Annotated in this window: 14 protein-coding genes and 3 pseudogenes; 11 read left to right on the top strand and 6 right to left on the bottom strand. The window is 75.1% G+C overall.

Annotated features, from left to right (window positions below; all coding sequences use genetic code 11):
* The 3 genes and pseudogenes from AB0E96_RS27290 to AB0E96_RS27280 all read left to right on the top strand — a co-directional run.
* A pseudogene (locus tag AB0E96_RS27290) lies at positions 1 to 373 on the top strand (hypothetical protein); the annotation flags it as partial.
* Between the two features lie 2 nt (positions 374 to 375).
* Positions 376 to 1,905 carry an amino acid adenylation domain-containing protein gene (locus AB0E96_RS27285; RefSeq protein ID WP_359828138.1) on the top strand — a complete coding sequence of 510 codons (1,530 nt, stop codon included), beginning with the start codon at positions 376 to 378 and terminating at the stop codon, positions 1,903 to 1,905.
* A 25-nt stretch (positions 1,906 to 1,930) separates the two neighbouring features.
* A complete protein-coding gene (locus AB0E96_RS27280) occupies positions 1,931 to 2,449 on the top strand; it encodes a flavin reductase family protein (RefSeq protein WP_359828137.1) in 519 nt (172 codons plus the stop codon).
* 102 nt (positions 2,450 to 2,551) lie between these two features.
* Here AB0E96_RS27280 and AB0E96_RS27275 read toward each other — a convergent pair whose 3' ends face one another.
* A complete protein-coding gene (locus tag AB0E96_RS27275; protein WP_359828135.1) occupies positions 2,552 to 3,454 on the bottom strand; it encodes a LysR family transcriptional regulator in 903 nt (300 codons plus the stop codon).
* Positions 3,455 to 3,670: 216 nt separating this feature from the next.
* Between AB0E96_RS27275 and AB0E96_RS27270 the strand changes: the two genes are divergently transcribed.
* From AB0E96_RS27270 to AB0E96_RS27250, 5 genes and pseudogenes are all read left to right on the top strand, one after another.
* Positions 3,671 to 3,841, top strand: coding sequence for a hypothetical protein (locus tag AB0E96_RS27270; protein ID WP_359828134.1), 171 nt, complete (start codon positions 3,671 to 3,673; stop codon positions 3,839 to 3,841).
* 224 nt (positions 3,842 to 4,065) lie between these two features.
* Positions 4,066 to 5,298, top strand: coding sequence for a helix-turn-helix transcriptional regulator (locus tag AB0E96_RS27265; RefSeq protein WP_359828133.1), 1,233 nt, complete (start codon positions 4,066 to 4,068; stop codon positions 5,296 to 5,298).
* 97 nt (positions 5,299 to 5,395) lie between these two features.
* On the top strand, positions 5,396 to 6,097 hold the full coding sequence (locus AB0E96_RS27260) for a TetR/AcrR family transcriptional regulator (protein ID WP_359828131.1): 702 nt from the start codon (positions 5,396 to 5,398) through the stop codon (positions 6,095 to 6,097).
* Positions 6,081 to 7,715, top strand: coding sequence for an acyl-CoA dehydrogenase family protein (locus AB0E96_RS27255; RefSeq protein ID WP_359828130.1), 1,635 nt, complete (start codon positions 6,081 to 6,083; stop codon positions 7,713 to 7,715). Before AB0E96_RS27260 ends, AB0E96_RS27255 begins: the two co-directional genes overlap by 17 nt.
* 138 nt (positions 7,716 to 7,853) lie before the next feature.
* Positions 7,854 to 8,174 (top strand): annotated as a pseudogene (locus AB0E96_RS27250) (amidohydrolase family protein); the annotation flags it as partial.
* 220 nt (positions 8,175 to 8,394) lie between these two features.
* Here the strand turns inward: AB0E96_RS27250 and AB0E96_RS27245 are convergent.
* Positions 8,395 to 9,267: an inositol monophosphatase family protein gene (locus AB0E96_RS27245; protein WP_359828128.1), complete on the bottom strand. Its 873-nt coding sequence runs from the start codon at positions 9,265 to 9,267 to the stop codon at positions 8,395 to 8,397.
* 123 nt (positions 9,268 to 9,390) lie between these two features.
* On the opposite strand from AB0E96_RS27245, the gene AB0E96_RS27240 reads away from it, so the two are divergent.
* Entirely contained in the window at positions 9,391 to 10,383 is a 993-nt protein-coding gene (locus AB0E96_RS27240) for an Lrp/AsnC family transcriptional regulator (protein WP_359828126.1), read from the top strand.
* Positions 10,384 to 10,510: 127 nt separating this feature from the next.
* The gene (locus AB0E96_RS27235) at positions 10,511 to 10,945 is read left to right on the top strand and encodes a hypothetical protein (protein WP_359828124.1); all 435 of its coding nucleotides are present in this window, start codon (positions 10,511 to 10,513) and stop codon (positions 10,943 to 10,945) included.
* Here the strand turns inward: AB0E96_RS27235 and AB0E96_RS27230 are convergent.
* From AB0E96_RS27230 to AB0E96_RS27220, 3 genes are all read right to left on the bottom strand, one after another.
* Complete coding sequence (locus tag AB0E96_RS27230; protein WP_359828123.1) at positions 10,942 to 11,820, bottom strand: helix-turn-helix transcriptional regulator; 879 nt, start codon at positions 11,818 to 11,820, stop codon at positions 10,942 to 10,944. The two genes, AB0E96_RS27235 and AB0E96_RS27230, sit on opposite strands and share 4 nt — an antisense overlap.
* A 76-nt stretch (positions 11,821 to 11,896) precedes the next feature.
* The gene (locus AB0E96_RS27225) at positions 11,897 to 12,379 is read right to left on the bottom strand and encodes a hypothetical protein (protein ID WP_359828121.1); all 483 of its coding nucleotides are present in this window, start codon (positions 12,377 to 12,379) and stop codon (positions 11,897 to 11,899) included.
* Between the two features lie 249 nt (positions 12,380 to 12,628).
* Positions 12,629 to 13,336 (bottom strand): 4'-phosphopantetheinyl transferase superfamily protein, encoded by a 708-nt coding sequence (locus AB0E96_RS27220; protein ID WP_359828119.1) that lies wholly within the window; start codon positions 13,334 to 13,336, stop codon positions 12,629 to 12,631.
* A gap of 254 nt (positions 13,337 to 13,590) precedes the next feature.
* Between AB0E96_RS27220 and AB0E96_RS27215 the strand changes: the two genes are divergently transcribed.
* Positions 13,591 to 15,030 carry a choice-of-anchor A family protein gene (locus AB0E96_RS27215; RefSeq protein WP_359828118.1) on the top strand — a complete coding sequence of 480 codons (1,440 nt, stop codon included), beginning with the start codon at positions 13,591 to 13,593 and terminating at the stop codon, positions 15,028 to 15,030.
* On the opposite strand, the pseudogene AB0E96_RS27210 reads toward AB0E96_RS27215, so the two are convergent.
* A pseudogene (locus AB0E96_RS27210) lies at positions 14,988 to 15,081 on the bottom strand (SAM-dependent methyltransferase); the annotation flags it as partial. The gene AB0E96_RS27215 and the pseudogene AB0E96_RS27210 sit on opposite strands and share 43 nt — an antisense overlap.

Below are 15,081 nucleotides of genomic sequence, written 5' to 3'. Positions count from 1 at the left end.
CCCGGGCGACCCGCAGGCCGGGCCGGGCCGGCCGGGCCCGGGGGAGTGGCTGCTGGGCGACGGCCCGGTCGTCGCCCACCTGCTGGGGGTGCTCACCGCGGACACCACCGCGCCCGCCCGGTACGCCGACGACCTGTGGGCGGCCTCCTGCCACTACGCGCACCGCAACTCGGTGCTGGCGGCCGAGGGCCGGGTGGACCCGGCGCGGGCCGCGGCCGCCACCGTGGCCTGGGCCGAGCTGCCCAAGGTGCTGCGGTTCGCCGCCGAGTCGGCCCGGCGCGGCCGGCCCCGCAACGGCGTCATCGAGCGCGCCTTCACCCAACTCCTCGACGTCACCGAGGCGTTGGGTGCCGACCCGGTCCTGAAGGGATGACCATGGCACAGACCCTCTACCAGCGGTTCGCGGCCTCGGTGGCGCGGTTCGGCGCCGAGTGCGCCCTGGAGGTCGGCGAACGCCGGCTGAGCTACCGGGAGTTGGGTGAGCTGGCGGACGGGCTGGCGGCCGCGCTGGTGCGCGCCCACGGCGGGGTTCCGGCCCGGGTCGGGCTGCTCGCCGAGCGCAGCGTGCTCGGCTACGCCGGCTACCTGGCCGTCCAGCGGCTGGGCGGTACGGTCGTCCCGCTCAACCCGGCCTTCCCGCCCGCCCGCAACGCCGCGATCGTGCGGGCCGGCCGGCTCGACGTGGTGCTGCACGAGCGGGGCGACGGGCCGCCGGCCGAGCTGTCGGTGCCGGTGCTGCCGCTCACCGAGCCGGCCGGCGCCGTCGCCGCGGGCGAACTGCCCGAGGTGCCCACGGACACCGACGGCTTCGCCTACGTGCTGTTCACCTCCGGCTCGACCGGCACCCCCAAGGGCGTGCCGATCACCCACCGCAACGTCTCCGCCTTCCTCGACCACGTGCTGCCGCGCTACGGGGCGGGCCCGGGCAGCCGGCTCTCGCAGACCTTCGACCTCACCTTCGACCTGTCGGTCTTCGACATGTTCCACGCCTGGGGCAGCGGCGCCTGCCTGGTGGTGCCGAGCCGCCGGGACCTGATGGCCCCGGTGCGCTTCGTGGCGGAGAAGGAGCTGACCCACTGGTTCTCGGTGCCCTCGATGGTCTCCTACGCCCGGCGGATGCGGGCGCTGCGGCCGGGCCGGATGCCCTCGCTGCGGTGGAGCCTGTTCTGCGGCGAGCCGCTGACGCTGCAGCAGGCCGAGGCCTGGCAGGGGGCGGCGCCGGACAGCGTGCTGGAGAACGTCTACGGCCCGACCGAACTCACCATCAGCTGCACCGAGTACCGGCTGCCGCGGGACCGGGCGCGGTGGCCGCGGACCGCCAACGGCACGGTGCCGATCGGCCTGCCCTACCCCGGCGTCGAGTACCGGATCGTGGACGCCGAGGGCCGGTCCGCCGATCAGGGCGAGCTGCACTGCCGCGGCGCCCAGCGCTTCCCCGGCTACCTGGACCCGGCCGACGACGCCGGCCGGTTCGCGCCGGACGGGTCGGCCGCGGCCGACCCCGGGGCGGCCGGCCCGCCCGCCGAGGCCGACTGGTACCGCACCGGGGACCGGGTCGCGCTGCAGGACGGCCACCTGGTGCACCTGGGCCGGGTGGACCACCAGGTCAAGGTGCACGGCTACCGGGTCGAGCTGGGCGAGGTGGAGGCCGTGCTGCGGGAGCAGCCGGGAGTGGTGGACGCGATCGTGGCCGCGCTGCCGGATCCGGGCGGCGAGAACGTCCTGGTCGCGGCCTGCACCGGAACCGGCCTGGACGCCGAGGAGTTGGCGGCGGGGCTGCGCGGGCGGCTGCCCGGCTACATGCTGCCGCAGAGCACCACCGTGCTGGCGGAGCTGCCGTTGAACGCCAACGGCAAGGTCGACCGCGGGGCCGTCGCCGCCGCGCTCGTCAGTCGGCAGGGTTGAACCCGATGAGAACCGGAGGAGCACGATGAAGACCGAGGACGCGTACCGCCCGGCTGTCACGAGCCGGCCCGAGTCCGGCGGCCCGGACGCCTACCGCGAGGCCATCGCCCGGCTGCCCACCGGGGTGGCGGTGATCACCGCGTCGGGCGCCGAAGGCCCGGTGGGCTGCACTGTGAACGCGGTGATGTCGCTCTCGTTGGACCCGCCCAGCCTGCTGGTCTCGTTCGGAACCGGCAGCCGGACGCTGGCCCGGGTGACCGAGGCCGGCCGGTTCGCCGTCAACGTGCTGTCCTGGGAGGACCGGCGGCTGGCCCGGCAGTTCGCCACGGGGACGGCCGCCCAGCGGTTCGCCGGGGTGCCGTGGGCCCCGGTGCTCGGCGTCCCGGTGCTGAGCGGTGCGGTCGTGGGCCTGGTCTGCGACGTCAGCGAGACGATCCCGGCGCTGGACCACACCCTGGTGGTCGGCCGGGTGCGGACCACCACCGGGGTCGACGCGGAGCCGACGGTGCTCTTCGGGCACGGGCAGTACGCGCTGCGCGGCTGAGCCGGCCGCGGTCGGGCCCTGGGCGGCCCGGCCGCGACCGGCCGCGACCGGCCGGTCGTGGCCGGCCGGAGAGGTGCTCCGGAGGCGGCCCGGGGCGGAGCCTCAGGAGGCGGTGCGCCAGGCCGCCTGCTCCGCGGTCACCTGGAGCGAGGCGCTCAGCAGCAGTTGGAAGCCCGGGTCGCCGCGCAGCCCGGCCCGCCAGGCGACCTGGGAGAAGACCTGGAACGGCGGCTGCCAGTCCATCCCGCGCAGCCGGCCGTCGGCGAGTTCGGCGTCCACCGCGATCCGCGGCAGCAGGGCGACCCCCAGGCCCTCCGCCACGCCGCGCTTGACGGCGTCCAGGGTGCCCAGGGAGAGCACGCGGGGGACGGTGCCGTTGGTGTTCCGCAGGGCCTGTTCGAAGAGCTCCTGGAGGCTGTCGCGCCGGTGGGTGCACAGGACCGTGGCCCCGCGCAGGGTGCCGAACCCCAGGCCGGCCCGGGTCAGGCGGCGGCCGGGCGCGGTGACCAGCACGGCGGGTTCGGGGCAGAGCAGCGCGGACTCCAGCTCGGAGTGGGCCGGCGGGCCGATGAAGTAGACGCAGTCGGCCTCGCCCTTGCGCACCACCTCGGTCGGCTCCTCGTCCAGGCCCTTCAGGTCGAGCGTGGTGGTGGGGTGGCGCAGGTGCATGTACTCGACCAGGGGCAGCAGCCGGTGGCTCAGCAGCGCCGGGTCGGCGCGCACCGCGAGGTTCCGCTCGCGGGCCTGGTCGGGGCAGGCGATCGCCTGCTGGGCGCTCTCGGTGAGCCGCACGATGTGGTGGGCGTAGTGCCAGAGCCTACGTCCCGCGCCGGTGAGCGACGTGCCGTTGCCACCGCGCCGGAACAGGTCGGCGCCGAGCGCGCCCTCCAGTTTCTTGATCCGCGCGGTGACGGTGGGTTGGGAGAGCCGGAGGGTGTCGGCGGCCTTGGTGATGCTGCTGTGCTCGGCTACCGCCAGGAAGGTTGTCAGGTGCTTGGTGTCCACGATCGTCTCCCCCGTATCAGTGTCCTGAGACTCACAGTAGAAAGAATTGCCAAATTGTGTCAACGGTTGCCAAGCCCCCGGATCGATGGCTACGGTCCATCACCGGGACGCGAGGAGCGGCACGACCCCTGACCCGGGCGCCGCTCCGTCCACGACCGCGCCTGCCCTCACCCGGGCCGGGCGTCCGAACGTCTGCTTGAAGAACGGGGACCGAACATGAAGAACACGCTGGCTGCGGTGTTGGCAGTCTTGGTGCTCGCGGTGCTGTGCGCCACGGGGGCGAGTCTCGGGGTGGCGGGGGCCGCCCGCCCGGCCGCGGTGTCGACCGTCGGCGCATCGGTGCCGACGGGGGTGGCGACCGTCGAGGGGAACATCGACTGGCCGTGAGCCACGCCCGGCAGGTGACCAACGACGTCCCTGCCGAAGCGGCCGCATGACGGGCGGTGTTGCCTCAAGGCGGCAAAGCTTGCCAGTATATGAACTGTTCGTTGGTGTCGGGGCGCGGGCGGCGATCACCGTCCGCGTCCCGGATCGTCGGGACGCCCCCCGCGTCGCGGCCGACGCAGTTCCCGGTCGCCGTGAGCGGCTCCCCGACAGGAGGTGACAGTCAGGTGTTGCAGCAGCCTGAGTTCGGCCGCCGTCTCCGGCAGTTGAGACGGCAGCAGGAGCGGTCCCAGGCGGACCTCACCGGTCCGGGCATGTCTCCTACCTATCTGTCGCGCCTGGAGTCCGGGGCGCGGCCGCCGACCGAGCGGGTGGTGGCCTATCTGGCCGAGCGGCTGGACGTGCCGCCGGAGGCCTTCGACGAGACCGCCGGGTGCGACCTGACGGAGGCGCTGGCGTGCGTACTGCTGCGCTCGGCGCAGGAGGGCACCGCCGAGGTCCGCGCGCTGCTGGTCGCCGCGCTGGCCGAGGCCGGCGCGGTCGAGCCGAGCACCCGCTGGCACGCCCTGGCCCAGCTGGCCCACCTGCACAACGCCCTGGGCGAGTACCAGGAGGAGCGCGCGGTGCTGGCCGAACTGGTGCGGCTCAGCGACGAGCTCAGCCTCACCGTGCTCCAGGTGCACGCCCGGCTGCGGTTCGCCCGGTGCACCCGCAACCTGGGCGAGTCGGCGGTGGCCCGGCAGGCGGCGCGCGAGGCGCTGTCGCTCGGCGAGCACCACCACGTCCGCGACCCGGCCGCCGACCTGGCGCGGGGCAGGCTGCTGCTGATCTCGGTGGAGGCCGAACTGGGCGACCTCGCCGAGGCCGCCCGGCTGACCGAGCAGGTGCTGGTGGCGCTGGAGGGTGCCACCGGTGCGCTGGCGGCCGAGGCCTTCTGGACGGCCGCGACGGTCGCCACCCGTCAGGGGGACTACGGGCGGGCCTTCGACCTGCTGGAGCGGGCCATGCTCGCCCTCGACAGCCGGGACGACCTGGCGCTGTGGATGCGGGTCCGGCTGGCCGCGGCCTCGCTGGCGCTGCAGGCGCAGCCGCCGCGCAAGGAGTTCGCCGAGTCGCTGCTGCACGTGCTGGCGCCCGCGCTGGAGCTGATCGGCAGCTCCCGCAACCGCCAGGAGTTCCTCTTCCTCCAGGCTCAGCTGGCCTTCCACCAGGACCGGATGGCCGACGCGCGGGAGCTCTGCGAGCAGGCCTGGTCCGGCGAGCAGCGGCTCTCCTACCGCGACCAGGTGCGGCTGGAGGCGCTGCGCGCCCGGCTGGACATGCACTTCGGCGGGCAGCGGGGTGCCGGGCGGCTGCGCGAACTGGCGGGCGAGGCGGAGGGGGTCGGCATGTCCGATCTCGCCGCCGAACTCTGGCGGAGCCTGGCCGAGGCGGTGACCTCCTCCGGCGCCCAGGGCTGACCCGGGGCCGGGTGGTCGAAGGGGTGGTCGAGGGGGTGACCGAGGGGGTGGCCGCCGCCCTCTGCCCGAAGCAGTGAATCGGTGCTTCAATGCTTCCATGGCCTACCGACGCACGCCCGCCGTACAAGCCCGCCTCGACGCCCAGCGCGAGGCGGTGCTCCAGTCCGCGGTCGGCCTGCTCGCCGAGCGCGGCTACGGCGGCTGCACCATGGCCGCCGTGGCGGACCGCGCCGGGATCGCCACCGGAAGCCTCTACCAGCACTTCTCCGGCAAGGCCGAGCTGTCGGTGCAGCTGTTCCGCCGGGTGGTCACGCACGAGATCGACGCGGTCAACGCCGCCGTCGCCCTCCGCTCCACCCCGCGGCAGCGGATCGCCGCCGTGGTGGAGACCTTCGCCGACCGGGCCCTGCGCGCGCCCCGACTCGCGTACGCGCTGCTGGTCGAACCGGCCGACGCGGTCGTGGACGAGGAGCGCCTGGTGTTCCGGCGGGCGTTCCGGGACGTGATCGCCACCGAGATCGCCGCCGCCGTGGCGAGCGGCGAACTGCCCGAGCAGGACCCGGTGCTGACCGCCGCCGCCCTGGTCGGCGCGGTCGGCGAGGCGCTGGCCGGCCCGCTCGCCGCCGCACCGCCGGCCGCCGCACAGGCCGGAACCGTACCGGCCGGAACCGCACCGGCCGGAACCGCACAGGCCGCCGCCGCGCCGGCCGAAGACGGCCACAACACCACGGCGGTGGTCCCCGCCCTGGTCTCCTTCACCCTGCGTGCCCTGGGAGGACGCGATGACAGCGACGCATGAGGTCACCAACCAGGTGCCCCTGCCGTACGGACACGACACCGCCGCCGACCCCACCCTGCTCGCCGCCCTCCGACGCGCCGACGCCGGCTGGGCCGAGCCCGAGCTGCGCGAGCTGGGCCGGCTGGCCGGGTCCGAGCAGGCCGCCGAGTGGGGCCGGCTCGCCAACGAGAACCCGCCGGTGCTGCGCACCCACGACCGCTTCGGCCACCGCGTCGACGAGGTCGAGTTCCACCCGGCCTGGCACGAGCTGATGGGCACCGCCGTCTCGTACGGCCTGCACGCCGCGCCCTGGCGCGACGGACGCCCGGGCGCCCACTCCGCCCGCGCCGCCAAGTTCTACGTCTGGGGCCAGGTCGAGGCCGGCCACACCTGCCCGGTCTCGATGACCTACGCCGCCGTCCCGGCGCTGCGCGCCACCCCGGCCCTGGCCGCCGAGCTGGAGCCGCTGCTGGCCGCGCGGGAGTACGACTTCGGGCTGCGCGAGCCGCACTCCAAGCGCGGCCTGATCGCCGGCATGTCGATGACCGAGAAACAGGGCGGCTCGGACGTCCGCACCAACACCACCACCGCCACCCCGCACGCCGACGGCACCTACCGGCTCACCGGCCACAAGTGGTTCACCTCGGCGCCGATGTCCGACCTCTTCCTGACGCTCGCCCAGGCCCCGGGCGGCCTCAGCTGCTTCGTGCTGCCGAGGGTCCTGCCGGACGGCAGTCGCAACCGCCTGCAGCTGATGCGGCTCAAGGACAAGCTCGGCAACAAGTCCAACGCCTCCGCCGAGCTGGAGTACGACGGCGCCGTCGGCCGGCTGGTCGGCGAGGAGGGCCAGGGCGTCCGGACCATCATCGAGATGGTCAACATGACCCGCCTGGACTGCACCATCGGCGCGGCCTCGGGCATGCGCCTCGGTGCCACCCGGGCCGTCCACCACGCCCTGCACCGGCGGGCGTTCGGCAAGGCGCTGGTGGACCAGCCGCTGATGCGCAACGTGCTCGCCGACCTGGTGGTGGAGTCCGAGGCGGCCACGATCGTCGCCATGCGGCTCGCCCGGGCGACCGACCTGGCCCTGGCCGGGGACGGCAACGAGGCGCTGGTCCGGCGGCTGGGCCTGGCGGTGGCCAAGTACTGGGTGTGCAAGCGCGGTCCGGCGCACGCCGCCGAGGCGCTGGAGTGCCTGGGCGGCAACGGCTACGTGGAGGAGTCCGGGATGCCCCGGCTCTACCGGGAGGCACCGCTGGTGTCGATCTGGGAGGGCTCCGGCAACGTCGCCGCCCTGGACGCGCTGCGCGCCATGGCCAGGCGCCCGGAGAGTGTCGAGGCCTTCCTCGGCGAACTCGACGCCGCCGCGGGCGCGGACCGCCGGCTGGACGCGGCCGTCGCCGCCCTGCGCAAGGAACTGACCGACCGGGCGGACCTGGAGTACCGCACCCGCCGGCTGGTCGAGTCGATGGCGCTGGCCTTCCAGGGCTCGCTGCTGGTCCGGTACGGCAGCCCGGCGGTGGCGGACGCGTTCTGCGCGAGCCGGCTGGGCGGCGACCACGGCGCGGCCTTCGGCACCCTGCCGGCCGGCACCGACACCGGGGCCATCGTCGACCGCGCCCTGCCGGTGCCCGCATGAGCGACCAGGAAGCCGCCGGCGTACGGGAGTTCTGGCGGGAGCTCGGCCTGCCCGGGCTGATCGACGTGCACACCCTCCCTCCTTGCCCGCCATCGGGCAGGAGGGGCCCAGCATGCCGAAGAACGTCCTCGACAAGGTGTGGGCGTACTTCGACGCGGCCGGCCCGCTGGTGAACCGCCCCTGGGGCTGCTCGCCGAGACCGGCACCCCGGTGGTCACCCACTGCGGATCCGGGCCGGCCCCGGGCAAGTTCACCGGCCCCGGGCCGATCGGCGCGGTGCTGGAGCGGCACCCCGGGCTGGTCGTGGTGGTCGCCCACCTCGGGCTGCCCGACTACCGCGACTTCCTCGACCTGGCCGAGCGCCCCCCGGCCGTCCGGCTGGACACCACCATCGCGTTCACCGGCTTCGTCGAGGCCGACGACCCGTTCCCGCGCGACGAACTGCCGCGCCTGCGGGGGCCGCGGGAGCGGATCCTGCTCGGCAGCGACTTCCCCAACATCCCCTATCGGTACATCCACCGGCTGGAGTCGCCGGCCGGGCTGGGGCTGGGGGGAGGAGTGGCTGCGGGCGGTCTGCCACGACAACGCGGCCGCCCTCTTCGGCATCGCGCCGCCGAACGGGCCTGGCGGCACCGAGGATTACGGTGGCGCCGAGGGTTCCGGCGGCGCCGAAGGCTGATCACCGCACCGTCCGCAGCACCTCCAGCGCCCGTGCGTGCAGCCCGGGCGCGGCGGCGAGGAAGCCGTCGGAGCCGGCCGTCCAGGCCGACCCGGCGGCGTCCGTCACCACCGCGCCCGCCTCGCGCGCGATCAGGGCGCCGGGCAGCAGGTTGCCCGCGTCGAGGCCGTACTCCCAGAACAGCGCCAGGTGTCCGGAGCCGACCTGGGCCACCTGGAGCGCGGTCGGGCCGAGGTTGCGCACCGCCAGGACGGCCCCGGCCATCGCGGACAGCGACTCGCCCGCCCGGCGCAGCGCCACCGGGTCGGCGGCCACCCGGGGCGGCTGGCTGGTGGCGGCGACGGTGGCGGCCAACTCCCTTTCCAGCGGCGCGATCGGGCGCCCGTCCAGCTCGGCGCCGCCGCCGAGCACCGCCCGGTAGGTCCGGCCGTCCTGCTCCGGGGCGTGCACCACGGCCAGCACCGCCGCGCCGTCCCGCACCAGCGTGGCCGTCACCGCCCAGTGCGGCTGCCCCAGCAGGTACTGCACCGCGCCGTCGGTCGCGTCGCACAGCCACCACTCGCCCTCGGCGGGCACCGGACCGTCCGACTCCTCGGGCACCCAGCCGGCCCGGGGGCGCAGCGCCGTCAGCCGCTCCCGCAGCGCGGCGGCCGCCGGGCCGTCCAGTTCGGCGAAGCGGGCCGCCGCCTCCTCGACGGTCCGCGCCGTGACGGGGTCGGCTCGGCGGCGTGCCGCCAGCTCCGCCCCGACCTCGCGCACCGCGGCCTCCACGCCCTCCGCCAGCGCCCACAGCGCGTCCACCGGCTCGGCCGGCAGCCCGTTCGCCGGCCCGTTCATCGGCCAATTCATCGGCCCGTTCGTCCCGATCGTCACGGTGACCCCTCCTCGGTTCCTCGCTCCGGGCCGGTGTCCGCTCCGGCCCGCCCGGGACAAGGAGTACCGTCAGGGCTGCCGAACAGGACGCGGAAGCCGCCGAAACGGCGGAGATCGGACACCATGGACCTCTCCACCGCCGATCCGGACACTGTGCTGGACACCCTCGACCGCCGTCTGGTGTGCGCCCTCCAGGTGGACGGGCGGGCCGAGCCCGGCCGGATCGCCGAGGTGCTGGGCGTCTCCGCCCGGACGGTCACCCGCCGACTGGGCCGGATGCGGCAGGCCGGAGTGCTGCGGGTGGTCCGGCTGCCGGACGTCGAGGACGCCGCCGTGGGCGCGCTGCTGCTGCGCGTGCGGGTGCTGAGCGGCCGGGTGGACACCATCGCGCAGGCCCTCGCCGACCGCTCCGACGTGCCGTTCGTCGACGTGATGCTCGGCGGCCACGAGGTCGGCGCCGTGATGCTCACCGACGCCGGCTCCCGCGACCGGCTGCTGTACGGCCGGCTGCCCGCGACCGGCGCCGTCACCGAGACCACCACCCACGCCGTGCTGCACGCCTTCGCCGACGCCGGGCAGTGGCGGGCCGGGTACCTGACCGAGGAGGAGGCGGCCGCGCTCGCCGGGCCCGTGCCCGCCCGCCCCGCCGCGCCCCCGCCGCTGGACGGCCTCGACCGCGCCCTGCTGGCGCGGCTCGCCGAGGACGCCCGGCAGTCCCACGCCGCGCTGGCCGCGGCCGTCGGCGCGCCCGAGTCCACGGTGCGCCGGCGGCTGCACCGGCTGGATGGGGCCGGGCTGCTGCGCACCCACGCCACCGTGGACCCGCGGCTGCTCGGCATGGCCGTGGACGCCAACCTCTGGGTGGACGTGCCGCCCGGCCGGATCGCCGAGGTGGGCGCGGCGCTGGCCCGCCACCCGCGGGTGCACGGGGTGTTCGCGACCAGCGGCCCCACCAACCTGCTGGCCACGGTGTTCTGCCCGGACCACGGCGAGCTGTACCGCTTCCTCACCGACACCCTCGGCCCGCTCGGTGCGGCCCGGGCCGAGACCACCATCACCGCCCGCGCGGTGAAGCGCGCGGGCGTGCTGCTCCGCCGGCCGCCCCGGCGGCCGTGACGGGCCTGCCGGCGGCGCCTTACCCGCGGGGTAATCGACGCCCGCCGCCCCACCGGGCAGGGTGGTGGCACCCGGTGAGGCCGCCACGGCCCCGGGCTCCCACCCCCTCGACAGGAGGCGATCCGTCATGTCCGCCCACGCGAACCCCCTCACGCCCGCCCGGCCCGGCTCCGCCTTCTCGCCGTGGACGGTGCGCGGCTCCCTCGCCCTGGACGCCCTGGTCACCGGTGGCAACGGCCTGGCCTACCTGGCCCTCTCCGGCCCGCTCGGCGAGCTGCTCGGCGCCGGCCGCGGCACCGTGGCCGAGGTCGGGCTCCTCCTCCTCGGGTACGCGCTCGCGGTCGGCGCGCTGGCCGCCCGCCGACGGCCGCCGGTGTCCCTGGTGCGGGCGGTGATCGACCTCAACCTGGCCTGGGTGGTGCTCAGCCTGGTCGCGATGGAGCTGTGGCTGGAGCCGACCACCGCCGGGTTCGTCTGGATCCCGGCGCAGGCCGCGGCGGTGGCGCTGTTCGCTGCCCTCCAGTTCGCTGCCCTGCGGCGGCGGGCCCGGGAGCTGCCCTAACGCTCCGGGCCGACGGCCTCCTGGAGGAAGCGCACCGTCTCCGCGTCGGCCGGCAGGAAGGTCTCCAGGGCCAGTTCGGAGACGGTGACGTCCAGCGGCGTGTTGAAGGTCGCGATGGTGGAGAGGAAGGAGAGCACCCGCCCCTCCTGCCGGATCCGCATCGGCAGGGCGAACGGGAATCCGTCGACGCCCGGCCCGCCTGGTTCGCTCGTACCCGGTCCGCTCGCGCCCGGTCCGCCCGCGGCGGCCCCGTCCACCGGGTCCTCGGCCGGCTCGGGGTAGCCGCGGACCTCCTCGTACAGCCGGCGCAGCGGCTCGGCGCGGACCAGCTCCAGCTGCCGTTCCATCCGTTCCAGCAGGTGGTGCCGCCACTGCCGCAGGTTGACGATGCGCGGCGCCAGCCCGTCCGGGTGCAGGGTGACCCGGATCGCGTTGAACGGCGGCTCCAGCAGGTGCGGGGCGACGCCGTGCACGAGCAGTCCGAGCGAGCGGTTGGCCGCGAGCACCCGGAAGGAGCCGTCGACCACCACGGCCGGGTACGGGTCGTGGGCGGCCAGCAGCCGTTCCAGACCGCCCCGCAGCGCGGCCATCGACGGATCGTCCAGCGGCGTCTCGGGGTAGTGCGGGGCGTAGCCGGCGGCCAGCAGCAGGGTGTTGCGCTCGCGCACCGGGACGTCCAACTGCTCGGCCAGCCGCAGCACCAGGTCCCGGCTCGGCCGGGAGCGGCCGTTCTCGACGAAGCTGAGGTGGCGGGTCGAGGAGTCCGCCCGCAGCGCCAGTTGCAGCTGGCTGAGCTGTCGTCGTTCCCGCCAGCCGCGCAGCAGCGGGCCGACGCCGGTTCCCGTCGGGCTGCCCATGCCCGCCATGATCGTCATGGCCCAGGACGGTACTCGAACGAGTCCGGTCGGCGGGAGGGGGCGGCCGGGATCGGCCGGCGAGGCGCGCGGCGGCTCAGACGCCGGTGCTCGACCCCGGGCGGATGACCATGAGCACCACGACCACGGCCCACAGCAGGTTGAACACCCCGGCGGTCATCGGCAGCAGCTTCAGGCCGTTGACGGCCTTGGCGCGCTGCTCGTCGGCCGGGTCGAGTTCGAGCGCGTCCACGGCGGCCTGCTGGCCGGGCAGCACGAAGAGCAGCAGCGCGAGCGCGGCGATCGCGGTCAGCACCATCGAGACGATCACCCAGGACTGCCCGAGCACGTCCATCACCTGGGCCAGGCCGATGCCCAGCACCGGCACCGCGACCCCGAGCAGCGCGTAGACCTGGGTGATCCGGTGCAGCACGCGCAGCACCCCGGCGTCGGAGGCCCGGTCCGGACCGTCGGCCAGCGCGGCCTTCGCCCGGCGCGGGAACATGCTGACGGCCACCGCGACCGGGCCTATGAACAGGACCGAGACGAGGACGTGCAGGCTCAGCAGGAACTTGGCCATGGCGGGGCACCCTTTGGGATCCGGTGGGGAGCTGGTCGGCGGGCGCGCGCGTTCGGCGTGCCCACGACCAGGCACGCTAACACCGCTTATTCACCGGCCCACCGCTCGGGTGGGCGCTGGACTCCCGGCTCCGGCGCCGGGTCGGAACGGTGCCCGGCCCGGCCGTCCCCGACCGTCGGCCCCGGTGCCCGACCCGACGGCCCGGGGTCCGACCCGTCGGTCACGGCGCCCGACCCGACGGCCCGGGGCTCAGCCCGCCGCCGTGAGCTCCACGATCCGGGGCGGCGCGGTGCTGACGGCCGCGACGGCCGCGCCCTGTTCGGGATCGGTCCAGTCGAGCAGGTGGAGGTCCTCGTACCGGCCGCGCAGCGGTGCGCCGGGCGGGACGGACAGCGGCAGCGCGGAGAGGTCGACCCGGCCGAGGGTGTCCAGGGTGGCCCGCCCGATCTTGATCAGCGACTCCTTGCGCACCCAGAGCCGCAGGAACGCCTGCTCCGGCCGCGGGTCGGCCTCGACCAGCGCGAGCTCGGCCGGGGCGAGCACCCGGCGGGCGACCGACCGCAGCGAGCCACCCCGGGCGGACAGCTCGACGTCCACCCCGACCGGCTGGAACCCGGCGCCGGCCGCGACCACGCCCCGGGTGTGGGAGAGGGTCACGTGCACCCCGGGGTGGTCCGGCAGGTAGGGCTTGCCGTGGTCGGCGAGCCCGCAGTCCGGGCACTGCTGGGCGAGGACGAGGCCGGCGACCGGGACGTCGAGCAGCCGGGCGGCGCAGAGCCGGACCAGGAGGTGGCCGGCGGTGAAGTCGATCCGCCCGGAGTCGTGCCGGAAGCGCGCGGCGCGCTCCCGCTCCATGGCGGTCAGCAGGTGCTCGCCCGCGTCGGGGTGCCGCAGCACGGCGTCGGCGGACGCGACGGCGACGAGCGGTGCGCTCTGTTCCTGGGCCTCGGTGGTCATGCCTCCCAACCTAGAGCCTGCCCCGAGCCCCGGCGGCCCCGAGCCCCGGTCGTCCGTCGGCGTCCGCTCGGCCGACCGGCCCAGGGGGCCGCTGCTCCGTACGTGTGAATTTCGGATCCGATCTGAGGCTCTGTAGGGTGCGAATAGTCCGTTTTGATATTGGATATCCCGGATCTGTGGGATCGCCAGCAGATCGCACGGAACGTGGCAGGTCGCCCCGGCCTGCCTTTTTCTCATGCACGGAGGAATTGTCGATGGGTCAGGCCACCGGTTCGCCGGATCACAGAACGACCGCCGTGAGAACTCCGGCCCCGCGCAGGGGCCGGGCCGTCCGGGTCGCGGTGGCGACCGCCGTCACGGTGCTGCCACTGGCAGCGGTGCTGACGGTCGGTTCGGCCGCGCCGCTGGCCCCGCCGCTGGGAGCGTGCTCCGGGCCGGACTGCCCGAGCACCTGGCCGCCGCCCAACAACGGCGACTTCCCCGGCCGGGACGCCTCCATCAACGTCTTCACCGGCGGCAACTACACCGTGAACGGCCGGGCCGCGGAGGCCGAGGGCAAGATCGTCGCGCTGGGGAACCTGACCGTCGACAAGAACGGCGGCGGCATCTACAACATGGGCGTCGTCGGCGTCGGTTCGCGCGTCGTGCCGCCGAACGGCAGCGACTTCGTGACCACCGGCGGCAACGTCGACGTCGTGGCCGGCAACAGCATCCTGATCGGCGGAAGCGACTCGCGGGGCCCGGCCTTCGGCAACCTGCGCCACGCGGGCACCGTCACCGGCACCGTGAACATCGACCCCACCGGTCAGTCGATCCAGGACCCGAACGCCGCCGCGCCCTACCAGACGGTGCTGACCCAGATCGAGGAGGTCTCCGACTGCGTCGGCCGGGCCGCCGCGACCGGCACCGTCGCCGTCACCGCCAGCGAGGCGACCTTCACGGGTGACGGGACCAGCATGAAGCAGGTCTTCAACGTCACCCAGAACCTCGCCTCGCCCACCGGCGGGCAGATCGGCCTGGTCTTCAACAACATCCCGGCCGGCGCCACCGTCGTGGTGAACATGCTCGGGGACAGCCCGATCATCAACACCTACACCGGCACCGGCCTGGCCGGGGACCAGACCACCGACATGCGCTCCAAGCTCATGTACAACTTCCCGACCGCGACCTCGGCGCAGCTCCTCGGCAGCGCCCAGTTCCAGGGCTCGGTCATGGCCGGCAACCCGGGCGGTACGACGACCATCGCCCAGCCGGGCATGAACGGCCGGGTCTACCTCGCGGGCAACCTGATCCACACCGGCACCGGCGGCTACGAGATCCACAGCTACCCGTTCGACGGCGACCTGCCGGACTGCGCGGTGACGCCCAGCCCGTCACCGACCTCGCCGACGCCGTCGCCCTCACCGACGTCCCCGTCCCCGACCTCTCCGTCCCCCACTTCGCCGTCGCCGACCTCGCCGAGCCCGACGTCCCCGTCCCCGACGTCCCCGTCCCCGACGTCCCCGACGCCGACCTCGCCCACGCCGACCTCGCCGTCCGCCACGGCCACGACGACGAGCGCCGGCCCGGGCCCGACCAGCCACCACCCGACCAAGGAGCCGACCAGCCACCACCCCGGTGGCGGCGGTGAGCTGCCCTCCACCGGCGCGGCACTGATCCGCAGCTCTCTGCCAAGGAACGGAAGCGGAACGTGATCCAGGTCCGCCTCGACCATACCGAGCGCCAGCAGTCCGCCCGGACGCAGG

Origin of the sequence: Kitasatospora sp. NPDC036755 (assembly GCF_040636595.1) — a bacterium.
In the GTDB taxonomy this organism is placed as follows: Bacteria; Actinomycetota; Actinomycetes; order Streptomycetales; family Streptomycetaceae; genus Kitasatospora.
This window is presented reverse-complemented; position numbering and strand designations above follow the sequence as displayed.